The following is a 15,034-nucleotide window of genomic DNA, read 5'->3' as shown; positions in this document are numbered from 1 at the left end:
TTTGCGGAGGCAAAGGGCAACATGCGCAGCCTCGACCGAACTGGTCAACCCGACAAGGCGAGCAGAGGCTTGCACCGATCGGTTCCGGCGCTAAGTTCGGCGCATCGAACAAGGAACCCATCGCCCATGATCACCGACGCCGAGATCCAGACCGCCCTGCCCGCGCTTGCCCCAGGCAATGCCGCCGTGATCACCGGCGCCGCCAGCGGCATCGGTCTGGCGGCCGCCAAGCGGCTTGCACTGATGGGCATGAAGATCGTGCTGGCCGACATTGGCGGCGCGCGGCTTGACGACGCCTCGCGCGCCGTTTCTGCGATTGCCGGCGACGATGCCGTGCTTGCCGTCGCCGCCGACGTTTCGAAGGCGGATGAGGTGGACCGCCTCGCCGAGAGGGCGTTCGGCGCCTTCGACGGCGTGTCGCTGCTGATGAACAATGCCGGCGTCGGCGACAATCCCGGAAAGCCATGGGAAAACCGCGATGCCTGGAAACGGCTGTTGGACATCAATTTCTGGGGCGTCGTGCATGGCGTGGAGGCCTTCGCGCCGCGCATGCTGGCCTCGGCCGGGCCGGGTCTGATCGTCAACACCGGCTCCAAGCAAGGCATCACCACGCCGCCCGGCAATCTTGCCTACAATGTCTCCAAGGCAGGGGTGAAAACCTTCACCGAGGGCCTGGCGCATGCGTTACGCAACGAACCCGGCGCCCATGTCGCTGCCCATCTGCTGATCCCCGGCTTCACCTTTACCGGCCTGACCGAGGGCGCGACGGAAAAACCGGCCGGCGCCTGGACCGGCGAACAGGTTGTGGATTTCATGCTGGAATCCCTGACCAGAGGCGATTTCTACATCCTGTGCCCGGACAATGAGGCGGCCCGCCCGCTGGATGAAAAGCGCATGGCCTGGGCGATCGGCGACATCATCGAGAACCGCCCAGCCCTGTCCCGCTGGCATCCGGACCACAAGGACAGTTTCGCGGCGTTCATGAAGGACTGATCTTAGGCCGCCTGCTTTTTCGACCCGCGCTTCCTCGTCACAACCTTCTTCGCTGCCATGTCGGCGATCTGTTCGTCATGCCGCTTTGCCGCACGCTCGCATTTGGCGCGGATTTCCTCGACTTCGGATTCGGTCAGATGCTCGATGCCTATGAAGTGGTTGTGGCCCTTGCCGACCCGGATCAGTTCGTCGAGCTTGGCCTGGATCGCCGCGCCGTCGCGGTTCTGAGTGTTCTGGATCAGGAAGACCATCAGGAAGGTGATGATGGTCGTGCCCGTGTTGATGACGAGCTGCCAGGTGTCCGAAAAGCCGAAGAACGGACCGCTCACCGCCCAGACGATGACGATCAGGCAACAGAGGGCGAATGTCGGCGGCAGGCCGGCTATGCGGGCGACCCAGTTGGCGACCTTGGTGAAATGCTTTTCCATCTATCGAAATCCTCAACGCTGCGGCGCGATGAGAACAATCAGCGACCGTTTCAGGTTCCCGATGCAAGCAAATACCTCAGGTACAATTGCCTACACGCATAGGGAGAATAGCCTGGAAAACACGCCTTATGGGTTCAATGTCACAATGACCCTGCAGGCGAGAGTGCCTGTTCCTTCCGCTTCACAGCGGTTTAACTCCAGCCCCTTCCGCTGCGCCACCCCCGCATGGCGGAAGGGGTTTCAGTCCGGCGGGCCTTGAAGCGCGTCGCCCGACTCCGTCTCAACGCTACGCACTTGAACTGGTCAGACGGCGTCGTTTTCCCAGCGATCGAGGAACGCTTCGATCGGCATGGCCTGCATGTCGGGAACCGCTCTGGCCAGCTTTTCGACCGGCCAGTCCCACCAGGCGAGAGCTTCGATCCGCGCCGCGATATCCGGAGCGAAGCGTGGCCGGAGAGCCTTCGCCGGCACGCCGGCGACGATCGCATAGGACGGCACGTCACGCGTCACCACGGCGTTGGCGCCGATGACGGCACCGTTGCCGACGGCGACCCCGGGCATGATCACCGCGCCGTGGCCGATCCAGACATCATGGCCGATGGTCACCGCTTTCGCTTGCCGCCGCTCGCGGAAGGCGGCATCGACGCCCAGCCAACGAAAATACTCGTTCGGCCGGTAGCTGAGCTTGTGCTGGGTCAGCCGCTCTATGGGATGCTCCAGCGCATTGATGCGGCTGTTGGCGGCGATCGAGCAGAATTTGCCGATCGTCGTGTAGATCGCTTCCGAATGGCGTTCAAAATAAGAGAAGTCGCCGACATTCACCTCGCGCAGCACCACTCGCTCGCCGATCGAGGCATAGCGGCCGAGCTTGCACGCCTTCAGCTCCGCGGTCGGATGGATGCGTGGCTCGGGGTCTTTCGGGACGAGGTTTTCGGAACGGTCCATGCCGGCGGCTTTACCCCCGAGCGATTGGTCCCGCAAGCGGGACCAATCGTCCGAAGGTCGGCAGCCTGTTACGGCTTGCCTTTGCTCCACACCACGTTCTGACCGTAGAGCGGCACGGTGGTGACCGACATTTTGGCCGAGCCGTTCTGCACCTGGCGCGAATGCGAGAGATAGATCAGCGTCTCGTTGGCCTTGTCGTAGATGCGGTTCACCACCTGCTTCTTCCAGATCAGGCTGATGCCTTGCTTGAACACTTCCTCGCCGCCCTCACTCATGTCGATGTCACCGATGGTGATCGGACCGGTCTGGCGGCAGGAGATCGAGGAATCGGACGGATCCTCGAACCAGTTGCCCTTGTGCAGGCGATCGATGATGCCGCGATCGAAATAGGAGACGTGGCAGGTCACGCCTTCCACTTTCGGATCCTTGATCGCTTCGACGATGATGTCATTGCCGAGCCAGTCGACGCCGACCTTGCCGACTTCCTCGGCGACCACGGCACCGGCGCCAAGGACAACGCAGGCGGCCAAGGCGCCGCCGATCAGTTTCCGCCCAATCAGTCCGTGCCCAAGCAGCCGTCGCCCAACCAGTCGTCGCAAACTAGCCTCCTGCGGTTCGAGTTGCCGGTCACAGGTGGGGCGAGCAGCCCGGCTTTGCAAGCAGATAGGTCGACACCGCCGCGGTTGCGGCAACGCGGCACTTTGCCTGTGCGAGGCCGAACCGCTAAGACTGTCGCACAGGCGCGGCATTGAGCCGGCGCGGCGATTTCTGCAGACGGACTTTTGATGATGATGCGTTCTATCCTGGTCGGCATTCTCGTCCTGATGGCGGCCGGCATCGGCTGGCTGACCTTCGACTGGTACCGCGGCCACTATGGCGGCGAACCGTTCGGGGCCGCCTTCACCCTGGTCGACCAGAAAGGCACGCCGATCACCGAAGCCGCCTTCAGGGGGCAGCCCAGCGTCGTCTTCTTCGGCTTCACCCATTGCCCCGAGGTCTGCCCGACCACGCTGTTCGAACTGGCCGGCTGGCTGAAGACGCTCGGCGACGACGGCAAGAACCTGCACGCCTATTTCGTCTCGGTCGATCCCGAGCGCGACACGCCGGAAGTGATGAACGCCTATGTCAGCAATTTCTCCGACCGCATCGTCGGCATCACGGGCGCTCCGGACAAGGTCCATGCCATGGCCAAGTCGTTCGGCATCTACTGGAAGAAGGTCGACACCGGCGACGGCGACTACACGATGGACCACACCGCCTCGGTGCTGCTGCTCAACGCCAATGGCGACTTTGCCGGCACCATCGCCTACGGCGAAAGCGCCGATACGGCCATCGCCAAGCTGAAGCGGCTGGCGGCGAAAGGCTGATTACCATTTCATGACCCAGACGCGCCTTTACTTCACCACCGGAAAGACCGAGTCCGTCAGCATTTTCGCGGCGCTCGAGGCGGCCTTCGAGGAAGAAGGGCTGCCTATCGCCGTCCTGGAGGTCGACGAGGACAAGGACATCCACGAAGTGTCGCTCTATGCCGATGGCGACGTCGATGCGGTCGAGACCCGCTTGAAGGACATCCTTGCCGGCCTTTCCCTGTCGAAGCCGATCGAGCGCGAGGCCCTGCCCGACATCGACTGGGTGGCGCATTCTCTGGAAGAGCTGAAGCCGGTGCGTGCCGGCCGTTTCTTCGTCCACGGCGCGCATGACCGCAGGAAACGCCACAGCGGCGAACTCGCCATCGAGATCGAGGCCGGCCTCGCCTTCGGCACCGGTCACCACGGCACCACAGCCGGCTGCTTGGAAATGCTTGAAAGAGTGGTTCGGCGCGAGCATCCGCGCAATGCGCTCGACCTCGGCACCGGCAGTGCGGTGCTGGCGATCGCCGTCGCCAAGCTGGCGCATATTCCTGTGCTGGCCACCGACATCGATCCGGTGGCGGTGCGGGTGGCTGCCGCCAATGCGCGGCTCAACCACGTCAAGGCACTGGTGGAAACAGCAACCGCGCCTGGTTTTCACCATCCGATCTTCGGCAAGCGCGCGCCCTTCGATCTCATCGTCGCCAACATATTGGCACGGCCGCTGATGCGGCTGGCGCCGCAAATGGCTGGTCACATCGCACTTGGCGGTTCGATCGTGCTGTCGGGTATCCTCGAGCGCCAGCGGGACGCCGTCATCTCGGTCTATGTCGGCCAGAATTTTCGCCACGTGCGCACCTTGCACCGCGAGGGCTGGGTGACGATCCATCTGAAGCATTGAGGCATGCAGGCCGGCAACGACCGAGCTTGGACCAAGTTCCACCGGTTGTCAGCCAAGCGATGCTGTAGCAGGTTGCGCCCAGCCGGAAATCGATTCCGATTTCCGCGACCTTACGCTACGGTTGCGCTGACCGCAGGAGGCCCACAATGTTCCAGACCTTCGATTCCGCGGGCGACCCAGCCGTCGGCAAACCGCGTGTGGCGTTGCTGCGCCAATGGCTTGAAGCCAACGGGCTGGACGGCTTCATCGTGCCGCGTGCCGACGAGCATCAGGGCGAGTATGTCGCCGACCGCTCGGCGCGGCTGAAATGGCTGACCGGCTTCAGCGGCTCGGCCGGTGTCGCCATCGTCCTGCGCGATCGCGCCTTCGTCTTTGTCGACGGGCGCTACACGCTGCAGGTGCGCAGCGAGGTCGATCTCGATGTCTTTTCGATCGAAAGCCTGGTCGACAATCCCCCGGCTGTCTGGCTCAAAGACAATCTTGGCAAGGGCGCACGGCTCGGCCTCGATCCATGGCTGCACACGATCAGCGAGGTCAAGGCGCTGCAGGCCTCGGCCGACAAATCAGGTGCGGTGCTGGTGCCGCTCGACAAGAACCCGATCGACATCATCTGGAAGGATCAGCCCGACGCGCCGGTGGCTCCCGTCGAGCTTCACCCGATCGGCTTTGCCGGCGAGCTTGCCAAGGACAAGCTGGCGCGGCTGGCGGCGGCGATCGCCAAGGATGGTGCCACCCATGCGGTGCTGACCGACCCCTCCTCCATCGCCTGGGCCTTCAACATCCGTGGCGGCGACGTGCCGCACACGCCGCTGGCGCTCGGCTTCGCCATCCTCGCCGCCGATGGGTCGCACCAGCTTTTCATGGATAAGCGCAAGTTCTCGCGCCAGGTCGCGGCCTACCTCACCCAGCTCGCCGAGCCGCATGAGCCCGGCGAATTCGAAGCGGCGATTGCGGCACTTGCCAAGAGTGGCGCGAAAATCGCGCTCGATCCGGTGCTGGCGGCCGACAGGCTGCGCATGCTGGTCGAGGCCAATGGCGGCGTCGTCGTTGCAGCAGCAGACCCCGCCCGCATCCCGCGCGCCACCAAGAACCAGGCCGAGATCAACGGCTCGCGCGCCGCGCATCGGCGTGACGGTGCGGCCGTGGCGAAGCTTCTGTGCTGGCTGGAGCGGCAAAAACCCGGATCGCTCGATGAGATATCGGTGGTCACCCGGCTGGAGGAACAGCGCCGGCAGACCGGCGAGGAAACGCAGATGCCGCTGCGCGATGTCTCCTTCGACACCATTTCGGGCGCCGGCCCGAACGGCGCCATCATGCATTATCGCGTATCGCGCGCCACCAGCCGCAAGCTGCAGGCCGGTGAACTGTTCCTGCTCGATTCCGGCGCACAGTATCAGGACGGCACCACCGACATCACCCGCACCGTGCCGATCGGCCAGCCGACACAGGAGATGCGCGAACGCTTCACCCTGGTGCTGAAAGGCATGATCGGCATTTCCACCTTGCGCTTTCCCGCCGGCACGCGCGGCTCCGAGATCGATGCCGTCGCGCGCATGGCGCTGTGGAAGCACGGTTGCGACTTCGCCCACGGCACCGGCCATGGCGTCGGCTCGTATCTGGCCGTGCATGAAGGGCCGCAGCGTATCGCCCGCACCGGCACCGAAAAGCTGCTCGAAGGCATGATGCTGTCCAACGAGCCGGGCTACTACAAGGAAGGCGCCTACGGCATCCGCATCGAGAACCTGATCCTGGTGACGTCGGCGCAAGAGATCGAGGGCGGCGATATCGCCATGCACGGCTTCGAGACGCTGACGCTGGCGCCGATCGACACAAGACTGGTGCAGTCGGACCTCCTGACGCGCGACGAGTTGCACTGGCTGGACACGTACCATGCGCGCGTGCTGACCGAGATCGGCCCGATGCTCGACGGCGAAACGCTGGCCTGGCTGGAGAAGGCGACGGCGCCATTGCCGCACGACGCGAAGATCTGATTTTCTGAGGCGCCGAGGGCGTGTCGAGATTCAGGTCAGGACGAGCCGAAAACGATGGGTTCCGAGAACCGGAGCGGAGCGTACTTTTGGGTACGTGAGCACCGGAAGCGCAGGAAGCCGCCGTTTGCAGGCCGTCATCACCTGAATATCGATACGCCCTACCCGACGAACTGCCGCGCCACGATCAACATCGCCGCACCCGCCAGAAACATCGCCATCAACCCACCGCGCAGCGAGACGACCGCGGTGACCACCAGAGCCGCCCATTCCGCCGGCCCGGCATTCAACAGTTCCGGCGCCACCAGCGTCGTCAGCACCGCCGCCGGCACGGCGTTGAGACCGGCCTCGACGCGCGGATGGATGGTTTCGAAGCGGGAGATGACCAGATGCCCGCCGATTCGCGTCAGATAGGTCGCGATTGCGCCGGCGATGATGATCGAGAAGGTCGTGCTCATGGCCGTGCCTTTACGCCGCTGTGATGGGGAGGCAGGATGACCGCCAGCAGCACACCGGCAACAGCGCCAATCGAGACATGCCAAGGCGAGCCCACCGTCTTGTAGGCGATGATCGAGGCGGCGGCGCTGGCGACGACCACCGGCAGCCACAGCGGCCGCTTGCGAAAGCCCAGCACGAGACCGAGGAAATAGATCGGCAGCAGGAAATCGATGCCGAGCGCATGCGTGTCGGGGATCAGCTTGCCGAACAGCGCGCCAAGCGCGCTTTCGACGATCCAGAACAGATAGACCGGCAAGCCAAGCCCCAGATACCAGGCAAAGCCGACTGTCTGGCCCGATTGCGCCCGCGCTTCGGCTACCGCGAATTGCGGATCGGTGAGGATGAAATAACCAAGTGCCTGCTGGGTGACAGGCCAGTGCGCGATGCGCCGGCCGATGCCTGCGGAATAGAGCACGTGGCGGAAATTGACGGCGAAGATCGACAGCACGATCAGCCACGGCGCCACATGTTGGCCGAACAGCTGGATGCCGACCATCTGGCTGGCGCCGCCATAGACCAGCGCGCTCATCAGGAAGGCTTCCAGGACCGAGAAACCATTGTCGACGGCGAGCGCACCGAACAGCACCGCAAACGGCGCCGACGCCACCACGACAGGCATCGACAGCCGCACGCCCTGCCAGAAATCGCTTCTTTCGCTGCTCTCCGAAATTGCGTCCGTCGCCATCAACCACTCCTGATACATGTCGCCCAAAAGTGCGTAGCAGGGATAACGACATGCACAACAACAAGGGAAGCGCGGTATGTAGGTGGCGCGCCTCGCCGTGTCACACGAATTCGCTTGAGCCAAACGATCAGCGGAAATGATCGCTGGATCGGCTGAGTTAGACGCTTATTCCTTCGGGATCTTGCCCTCAATCGCCCTGCCCCAGTCGAGCAGCGGCTTGGCGCGCAAGGTGAAATCGACGAGTTCATCGACCAGATCAGCCGTATGGATTCCGGCCGGATCGATGACATGCTGGACATAGAAATGCCGGTGGCGGATGGCGGCGACCAGATCGGGATCGCTGATTTCCTCGAAGCCGCGTGGCGTACGCTTCATACGGCCTTCGGTCTCGAGTTCAAGCCGGTTCTTCTTCAGCGCCGCCACCAGGGCGCGAAACTTGTCCGGCTTCGTCGCGACGGCTTTGCGCATCGCCAGCAGCAGCGCAGGCTCCGGCTGCCACCAGGCAATGTCGGCAAAGCAGCGCTCAAGCCCGATATGCACGTAGAACACGCCCTGCTCCATCTTGGTGCCGTCGGGCGACAGGATGGCCGACAAATGCCTGTTGTAGGGCCGCTTATCCCTAGCGAAACGCACGTCGCGATTGATCCGGAACAGCGACTTCTTGCGGTCGCCGCGCAGGCCGAGACCTGCCTCCGCGAAGCGCTCGGTCAGCGTCTCGACGAGATCACTGAGCGGATCGCGCAACTCCTGTTCGAAGAGGTCGCGATTCTCCAGGAACCACTCGCGGCTCTGGTGGAAATCCAGCGCCTTGAGGAACGGAATGGCTTTGGGGCCGAAGCCGCTGAACGGTCCGGTCATGCCTTGCCGATCCGCACCAGCCAGGCATCCTCGTCGATCACCTCGATGCCGAGTTCGCTGGCGAGCTTCAGCTTGGAGCCGGCACCTGGCCCGGCCACGACAAGATCGGTCTTCGCCGAAACCGAGCCCGCGACCTTGGCGCCGAGGCGCTCCGCCATCGCCTTGGCTTCGGAGCGTGTCATCTTCTCCAGCGAGCCCGTGAACACGACCGTCTTGCCGGCGACCTCGCTGTCGGCCGAGACGTTGACGATATACGGCTTCGGCTTGACTTGGCGGAGCAACGCGTCAAGCACGTCGTCATTGCGCTCATTGCCGAAGAAGTCGCGCAAAGCATCGATCACGGTATCGCCGATGCCGTTGACCGAGGGGAAAACCGTATGTGGATTCTCCGCTGCGGCTGTCTCCTTGCCGACGCGCATCAGCTCCTCGATCGTCGAGAACGTCCGGGCAAGCACGGCGGCCGTCGTTTCACCGATATGGCGGATGCCGAGCGCGAAGATGAAGCGGTCCAGCTCCGGCTCGCGGCGCGAATCGATGGCGGCGAACAGCTTGTCGAGGCCCTCATAGTTGCGATCCTCGACGCTGCGCACATTCTTGCGTGTCTTGCCCGATGCGGCCTCGCGCTGCCTTGCCTGCTCCTCACGGCGCTCGGCCAGCGCCCTGGTGACAGCCGGACGGCGGTCCCTGAGCGTGAAGATATCGGCGGCGGTCTTGATCAATCCCGCATTGAAGAACGTGTCTATGTTTTCCGCGCCGAGCCCTTCGATGTCCAGGGCGCCGCGTGACACGAAGTGGCGCAATCCCTCCACCGCCTGCGCCGGGCAGCTCAGTTCGCCGGTGCAGCGCCGGCGGGAATCTTCCTTGCCGGTCTTTTCGTTGATCTCGCGCGTCGCCGGCGAGCCGCAGATCGGGCAAGTGTGAGGGAACTCGTAAGGCACCGCATCAGCAGGCCGCTTGTCGATGACGACGCTGACGATCTGCGGAATGACATCGCCTGCCCGCTGGATCACGACCGTATCGCCGATGCGCACATCGATGCCATCTCGGATCGGCTCGCCGGTGCTGTCCAGGCCCTTGATGTAGTCCTCATTGTGGAGCGTGACGTTCTCGACCACGACGCCGCCGACAGTGACCGGCGCCAGCCGCGCAACCGGCGCCAGCGTACCGGTACGACCGACCTGGATGTCGATCTTCTGTACGGTCGTCATCGCCTGTTCGGCCGGGAATTTGTGCGCGACCGCCCAGCGCGGTTCGCCGGTGACGAAGCCCCATCGGCGTTGCAATTTTAGCTGGTCGACCTTGTAGACGACACCGTCGATATCGTAGCCGAGCGCCGAGCGCTGCTCCTCGATCCGATGATAATGCGCGATCAACTCCTCGGCCGATTTCGCCCGCACCATCAGCGGACTGATCTTGAAACCCCACTCGGCGAATTTCTGCACCGAATCATATTGGGTCGGAGCGGGATCCGCCGTCGTGTAACCCCAGGCATAGGCGAAGAATTTGAGATTGCGGCTGGCAGTGACGGACGGATCCTTCTGGCGCAGCGACCCGGCTGCCGTGTTGCGCGGATTGACGTAGTCCTGGCCGCCGGCCGCTGCCGAGCGTTGCTTCAGCGCCTCGAATTCCGCATAGGTCATATAAACCTCGCCGCGGATCTCGATGGTTTCGGGCCAGCCCGAGCCTTTCAACTTCGCAGGGATGTCGGCGATAGTCTTCAAATTGGCGGTGATGTCTTCGCCCACAGTGCCATTGCCACGCGTTGCGCCCTGCACGAAAACACCGTTCTCGTAGCGCAGCGAAGCCGACAGCCCGTCGATCTTCGGTTCGGCGGTGAAGGCGATGTCGAGCTCCTTGTCGCGATCGAAGAACCGCCGCCCGCGTTCGATGAAATCCGTGACGTCATCATCGGTATAGGCCTTGGCAAGGCTGAGCATCGGCACGGCGTGGCGCACCTTGGTAAAGCCTTCCGCGGGTGCTGCACCAACCCTGAGCGATGGCGAATCCTCGCGCACCAGCGCCGGAAAGCGCTCCTCGATGGCAAGGTTGCGCCGCGCCAGCGCATCATACTCCGCATCGGTGATAACAGGCGCATCTTCGGTATGGTAACGCCGGTCGTGCTCGGCGATCTCTTCCGCCAGCCGTTTCAGCTCGGCTTCGGCCTCGCTCTCACTGAGCGAATCGACAGGTTTTTCAGCCATGCTTACCTTCCCCGGACGGTGCTCCGCCACAATAGATCAGGATTTTGGGAAAAGCATTCCTGAACAGCGGGATGCAGCCATATCCTGACTCGATCCCTGACATCCGTTGTTCTTATGCCGCCGTGGTATTCTCACGCAGCAGCCGCTCCGCGGCGGCGCGCGCCTCGTCGGTGATGGTGGCGCCGGCCAGCATGCGTGCGATCTCTTCCTGCCGCGCCGGCCGATCCATTTCGGCAATGCCTGTGGCGACACGGTCGGTGGTGCCGGATTTGGAGATCAGGAAATGCGTCGCCGCGCGCGCCGCCACCTGTGGCGCATGCGTCACCGACAGCACCTGGACCCGCTTCGACAGCCGCGCCAGCCGCTGGCCGATAGCGTCGGCGACAGCGCCGCCCACACCGGTGTCGATTTCGTCGAACACCAGCGTCGGCGCCGAGCCGCGATCAGCCAGCGCCACCTTCAGCGCCAGAAGGAAGCGCGAAAGCTCCCCGCCGGAGGCCACTTTCATCATCGGCCCGGGCCGCGTGCCTGGATTGGTCCGCACCCAGAATTCGATCTGATCGATCCCCTCTTCCATGCGGCTTTCGACCTCGCTCTTCATTTCCACGATAAAGGCGGCGCGTTCGAGCTTCAGAGCCGGCAATTCCGCCATCACCGCCTTGGTCAGGCCGACCGCCGCCGCATGGCGAAGCGAGGACAGCTGCGCGGCGGCGATGTCATAGGTCTCGCGCGCGGCGGTGGCCTGCTTTTCCAACCCGTGCAGGCGCTCCTCGCCGGCATCGAGATCGGCGAGATCGGCCGACATCGTGTCGCGCAGCTGCGCCAAATCGTCGACGGCGACGCTGTGCTTGCGCGAGGCCGCGCGCAGCGAAAACAGCCGCTCCTCCGCTTTCTCCAGCCGTTGCGGATCATATTCGGTGGCGCGCAATGCTGCCTCGACGCCCGATTGCGCCGCGTCGAGCGACAGCATCGCCTCATCGAGCGATTTGACGACATCGTCGAGCAGGCCGGGCGCCTCCGTCACCTTGCGCTGCAGCCGCCGCAGCAGGCTGGCCAGTTGCGGCAAGGGCGAGGACGGGCCGGATAGCACATCCTGCGCATCATGGATTTCGGAAGCGATCTTCTCCGCTCGCATCATCGACGCCCGCAGTTCGGCGAGATCAGTCTCCTCGCCCGGCTGCGGATCGAGCTTGGTCAGTTCCGCCACCGCCGCGCGCAAATAATCAGCCTCGCGCGCCGCCGCCGCCACCTTGGCGCGGTGTCGCGACAGCTCCTGCTCGCAGGCGCGCCAGTGCCGCCATGCCTCGCCGGTCGAGCGGACGGCGCCGAGATGGCCACCGAAAGCGTCGAGCACCTCGCGGTGCGCTCCGGGATCGACCAGCGCGCGCTCGTCATGCTGGCCGTGGATCTCGACCAGCGCGCGCCCGACATCGCGCATCAGGGTGACGCTTGAAGGCTGATCGTTGACGAAGACGCGGGTGCGGCCGTCCGCCGTCTGCAGGCGGCGCAGGATGATGTCGCCGTCATCCTCGATCGCATTGTCGGCAAGCAACGTACGCGCCGGATGGTTACGCGGCACGTCGAAGACGGCGATGACCTGCCCCTGCGCCGCGCCATGGCGCACCAGCGAAGCATCGCCGCGCGCTCCGAGCGCCAGCGACAAGGCATCGAGCAGGATGGATTTGCCGGCACCGGTTTCGCCGGTCAGCACCGAAAGACCCGGCTGGAAGTCGATATCCAGCTTCTCGATCAGGACGATATCGCGGATCGACAGTCTGGAAAGCATCAGAACCCAAATCTAGAACGGCACGCGACGGTTTGGAGTCGCAGCGCCGCACTATCTTTTTGTTTGAGCACCGGATCAATCCGAAAAAGCGCACGCTTCGATCCGAGTGCTCCAGGCAGGTTCCACAAAAGTGTCGTGCGGTTTTGCGGCTAGAACCCGCGACAAGCAACAAAACCAGGCAGACGGCGCGTTGGTGAAGCCTGCAACGTCTGCTTGGGATCAGGCGCCGGTGATCATCTTTCCGGCCTTGGATATCCACGACCCGGCATTTTCGCGCGGTGCAAGCCCATTGCTCTGCAAGAGCTTGTATGAATCCTTGTACCATGAACTGTCAGGGTAATTGGTGCCGAGCACGGCGGCGGCGGTCTGCGCCTCCGAAGTCAGGCCCATCGCGTAATAGCTTTCGGTCAGGCGGGCGAGCGCCTCCTCGACATGGCGGGTGTTGGAATAGTTCTCGACCACGGTGCGGAAGCGCTTCACGGCAGCGATGTATTCACGCCGCTCAAGATAGTAGCGGCCGATCTGCATTTCCTTGCCGGCCAACTGGTCGTTGGCGAAGCGGATCTTTTCCTTGGCGTCGTCGACATATTCCGATGTCGGCCAGCGCGTGACCAGATCCTGCATCGTCTGTACGGTCTGACGCGCTTCCTTCTGGTCCTGCGTCACGTCCTTGATCTGACGGTAGTAGCTCAAGCCGATGATGTACTGCGCATAGGCGGCGTCATCGGTCGACGGGTAAAGCGTGAGATAGCGCTTGGCCGAGCCGATCGCCTCATCGTAATTGCCCTGGCGATAGTCGGCGAAAGCGCCCATCACCATCGATTTGCGGGCCCATTCTGAATAGGGATGCTGGCGGTCGACGGCGTCGAACTTCTTGCTCGCCTCCTGCAGGCGCCCGGCATTGAGATTGGCAAGGCCCTGATTGTAGAGAACATCGGCCGGCTCGGTCTGGTCGACATAGGTCGACAGGTCGATATCTTTCTCCGACGACATGCAGGCCGACAGAAAGAGCGATGGAACAACTACTGAAAGCGCCAGGAAAACAGCCCTCTGCGGTGCTTTCAATTGACCAACTCGCTTGAAGAACATGATTGGATCTCGCCCTTTCGGCGCCATTTCAATGCCAGTTGCATGCCATTGTTTCAAAACTGGTCCCCACTTTTGAACGACATGCATTAATCGACGGCAGCAGCCATAAACCATAACCGCCTTGCCCGACAACGCTATCTCCGGCCAATCGCACATTTTTGTGGCGGCCGGACGCAGCTTGGACGTCAATGCAATTTCACTGGCGAGTGGTGCATTCCTGCCACATGCGCTATCGCCCATGGAACCCGAAAAACCCGGGAAATCAGATCATCCAGGGCGCGTAGAGTGGCGCATTGACGGCGTTCATCTCGGCGCTGCGGCCACGCTCGCGGCGTGTCGTCTCGACGATTTCGAATGCCGTGCGGTCCGAGAGCAGACGGCGCAGGGCCGCGGCATTCATCCTGTGGCCGCCGCGATAGGAGCGGAAGCAGCCGATGAAGCGGGCGCCGGCCAGCGCCAGGTCGCCCATGGCGTCCAGCGTTTTATGGCGCACGAATTCGTTGGGATAGCGCAGGCCGCCCATATTGATGACGCGGTTGTCGTCGCCGATGACCAGCGAGTTCTCCAGCGAGGAGCCGAGCGCATAGCCTGCAGCCCACAGCCGCTCGACATCCTTCATGAAGCCGAAGGTGCGGGCGCGCGCGATGTCGCGACGGAAAATATCGGCATTGAGGTCGGAGGCAAACAGCTGACGGCCGATCGCCGGACTTTCGAAGTCGATCTCGATCTCGAAACGGGTCCCGTCATAGGGGCGAAACTCCGCCCACGAGGCGCCGTTCTCGATGCGGACCGGCTTGATGACCCTGATATAGCGGCGCTTGACCGAAAGCGTCTCGATGCCCGCCTGATCGATGGCTTCGACGAACGCCATGGCGCTGCCATCGAAGATAGGAACCTCGGAACCATCGATCTCGACAGCGACATTATCGATGCCGAGCCCAAACAGCGCCGCCATGATGTGCTCGACCGTGGCGATATGCTCGCCGGCGGGATCACCAAGCATGGTGCACAGGTCGGTAGCGCCGACTTCCGAAACCAGGGCACGAAACTCGCGGCCCTGCTCCGCACCGTTGAAAAGCTGGAAAACGATGCCGGTGTCAGCATCCGCGGGCACGAAGCTGATGGACACTTCCTTGCCGCTGTGGACGCCGGTGCCGGTAAGCGACGCGCGCGTCTTCAATGTCGTCTGATAGTCGTGCAAGACAATCCCCATAAGCCCGTAATGCCTAGGTCCGCTTCTCCAGCCCGAGGGCGCGGCTCTTGTGTGAATCGGCTGGCAGGGCGACTTCCCCCGAAATCCCGGCAAACCGATG

Annotated in this window: 14 protein-coding genes; 4 read left to right on the top strand and 10 right to left on the bottom strand. The window is 63.2% G+C overall.

Annotated elements, in window-relative coordinates; all coding sequences use genetic code 11:
- Positions 1-126: 126 nt before the first annotated feature.
- A complete protein-coding gene (locus EOA19_RS10375; RefSeq protein WP_128303508.1) occupies positions 127-993 on the top strand; it encodes an SDR family NAD(P)-dependent oxidoreductase in 867 nt (288 codons plus the stop codon).
- 2 nt (positions 994-995) lie between these two features.
- Here EOA19_RS10375 and EOA19_RS10370 read toward each other — a convergent pair whose 3' ends face one another.
- From EOA19_RS10370 to EOA19_RS10360, 3 genes are all read right to left on the bottom strand, one after another.
- Complete coding sequence (locus EOA19_RS10370) at positions 996-1,421, bottom strand: low affinity iron permease family protein (protein WP_128303507.1); 426 nt, start codon at positions 1,419-1,421, stop codon at positions 996-998.
- Between the two features lie 303 nt (positions 1,422-1,724).
- Entirely contained in the window at positions 1,725-2,366 is a 642-nt protein-coding gene (locus EOA19_RS10365) for a DapH/DapD/GlmU-related protein (RefSeq protein ID WP_128303506.1), read from the bottom strand.
- 68 nt (positions 2,367-2,434) lie between these two features.
- Entirely contained in the window at positions 2,435-2,965 is a 531-nt protein-coding gene (locus EOA19_RS10360) for a CreA family protein (RefSeq protein ID WP_245486122.1), read from the bottom strand.
- Positions 2,966-3,154: 189 nt separating this feature from the next.
- On the opposite strand from EOA19_RS10360, the gene EOA19_RS10355 reads away from it, so the two are divergent.
- The 3 genes from EOA19_RS10355 (at position 3,155) to EOA19_RS10345 (ending at position 6,607) form a co-directional block, all read left to right on the top strand.
- Positions 3,155-3,733: an SCO family protein gene (locus EOA19_RS10355; protein WP_128303538.1), complete on the top strand. Its 579-nt coding sequence runs from the start codon at positions 3,155-3,157 to the stop codon at positions 3,731-3,733.
- A 10-nt stretch (positions 3,734-3,743) separates the two neighbouring features.
- On the top strand, positions 3,744-4,616 hold the full coding sequence (locus tag EOA19_RS10350) for a 50S ribosomal protein L11 methyltransferase (protein ID WP_128303505.1): 873 nt from the start codon (positions 3,744-3,746) through the stop codon (positions 4,614-4,616).
- Between the two features lie 146 nt (positions 4,617-4,762).
- A complete protein-coding gene (locus tag EOA19_RS10345) occupies positions 4,763-6,607 on the top strand; it encodes an aminopeptidase P family protein (protein WP_128303504.1) in 1,845 nt (614 codons plus the stop codon).
- A gap of 158 nt (positions 6,608-6,765) precedes the next feature.
- On the opposite strand, the gene EOA19_RS10340 is transcribed toward EOA19_RS10345, so the two are convergent.
- The 7 genes from EOA19_RS10340 to lpxC form a co-directional block, all read right to left on the bottom strand.
- Positions 6,766-7,062 carry an AzlD family protein gene (locus tag EOA19_RS10340; RefSeq protein ID WP_128303503.1) on the bottom strand — a complete coding sequence of 99 codons (297 nt, stop codon included), beginning with the start codon at positions 7,060-7,062 and terminating at the stop codon, positions 6,766-6,768.
- On the bottom strand, positions 7,059-7,787 hold the full coding sequence (locus EOA19_RS10335; protein ID WP_128303502.1) for an AzlC family ABC transporter permease: 729 nt from the start codon (positions 7,785-7,787) through the stop codon (positions 7,059-7,061). The genes EOA19_RS10340 and EOA19_RS10335 overlap by 4 nt, the downstream gene beginning before the upstream one ends.
- A 165-nt stretch (positions 7,788-7,952) precedes the next feature.
- Positions 7,953-8,645, bottom strand: a complete 693-nt coding sequence (locus tag EOA19_RS10330; RefSeq protein ID WP_128303501.1) for a TIGR02453 family protein — start codon at positions 8,643-8,645, stop codon at positions 7,953-7,955.
- Positions 8,642-10,846, bottom strand: a complete 2,205-nt coding sequence (ligA, locus tag EOA19_RS10325) for an NAD-dependent DNA ligase LigA (RefSeq protein ID WP_128303500.1) — start codon at positions 10,844-10,846, stop codon at positions 8,642-8,644. Before ligA ends, EOA19_RS10330 begins: the two co-directional genes overlap by 4 nt.
- Positions 10,847-10,958: 112 nt before the next feature.
- Positions 10,959-12,632: a DNA repair protein RecN gene (recN, locus tag EOA19_RS10320; protein WP_128303499.1), complete on the bottom strand. Its 1,674-nt coding sequence runs from the start codon at positions 12,630-12,632 to the stop codon at positions 10,959-10,961.
- A 219-nt stretch (positions 12,633-12,851) separates the two neighbouring features.
- Positions 12,852-13,721: an outer membrane protein assembly factor BamD gene (locus tag EOA19_RS10315; RefSeq protein ID WP_023813133.1), complete on the bottom strand. Its 870-nt coding sequence runs from the start codon at positions 13,719-13,721 to the stop codon at positions 12,852-12,854.
- Positions 13,722-13,983: 262 nt separating this feature from the next.
- On the bottom strand, positions 13,984-14,934 hold the full coding sequence (gene lpxC / locus EOA19_RS10310) for a UDP-3-O-acyl-N-acetylglucosamine deacetylase (RefSeq protein WP_023813134.1): 951 nt from the start codon (positions 14,932-14,934) through the stop codon (positions 13,984-13,986).
- Between the last annotated feature and the right edge of the window lie 100 nt (positions 14,935-15,034).

It is taken from the genome of Mesorhizobium sp. M7A.F.Ca.US.010.02.1.1 (assembly GCF_004023085.1).
GTDB lineage: Bacteria > Pseudomonadota > Alphaproteobacteria > Rhizobiales > Rhizobiaceae > Mesorhizobium.
The sequence above is the reverse complement of the archived record's forward strand: the minus strand, read 5'-3'. Positions and strand labels throughout refer to the sequence as shown.

What these genes read in the sequence shown, in the direction of transcription:
- EOA19_RS10370 (WP_128303507.1), bottom strand. Translation starts at nt 1,421, where the DNA reads ATGGAAAAGCATTTCACCAAGGTCGCCAACTGGGTCGCCCGCATAGCC.
- EOA19_RS10315 (WP_023813133.1), bottom strand. Translation starts at nt 13,721, where the DNA reads ATGTTCTTCAAGCGAGTTGGTCAATTGAAAGCACCGCAGAGGGCTGTT.
- ligA (WP_128303500.1), bottom strand. Translation starts at nt 10,846, where the DNA reads ATGGCTGAAAAACCTGTCGATTCGCTCAGTGAGAGCGAGGCCGAAGCC.
- EOA19_RS10340 (WP_128303503.1), bottom strand. Translation starts at nt 7,062, where the DNA reads ATGAGCACGACCTTCTCGATCATCATCGCCGGCGCAATCGCGACCTAT.
- recN (WP_128303499.1), bottom strand. Translation starts at nt 12,632, where the DNA reads ATGCTTTCCAGACTGTCGATCCGCGATATCGTCCTGATCGAGAAGCTG.
- EOA19_RS10350 (WP_128303505.1), top strand. Translation starts at nt 3,744, where the DNA reads ATGACCCAGACGCGCCTTTACTTCACCACCGGAAAGACCGAGTCCGTC.
- lpxC (WP_023813134.1), bottom strand. Translation starts at nt 14,934, where the DNA reads ATGGGGATTGTCTTGCACGACTATCAGACGACATTGAAGACGCGCGCG.
- EOA19_RS10330 (WP_128303501.1), bottom strand. Translation starts at nt 8,645, where the DNA reads ATGACCGGACCGTTCAGCGGCTTCGGCCCCAAAGCCATTCCGTTCCTC.
- EOA19_RS10375 (WP_128303508.1), top strand. Translation starts at nt 127, where the DNA reads ATGATCACCGACGCCGAGATCCAGACCGCCCTGCCCGCGCTTGCCCCA.
- EOA19_RS10365 (WP_128303506.1), bottom strand. Translation starts at nt 2,366, where the DNA reads ATGGACCGTTCCGAAAACCTCGTCCCGAAAGACCCCGAGCCACGCATC.
- EOA19_RS10345 (WP_128303504.1), top strand. Translation starts at nt 4,763, where the DNA reads ATGTTCCAGACCTTCGATTCCGCGGGCGACCCAGCCGTCGGCAAACCG.
- EOA19_RS10355 (WP_128303538.1), top strand. Translation starts at nt 3,155, where the DNA reads ATGATGCGTTCTATCCTGGTCGGCATTCTCGTCCTGATGGCGGCCGGC.
- EOA19_RS10335 (WP_128303502.1), bottom strand. Translation starts at nt 7,787, where the DNA reads ATGGCGACGGACGCAATTTCGGAGAGCAGCGAAAGAAGCGATTTCTGG.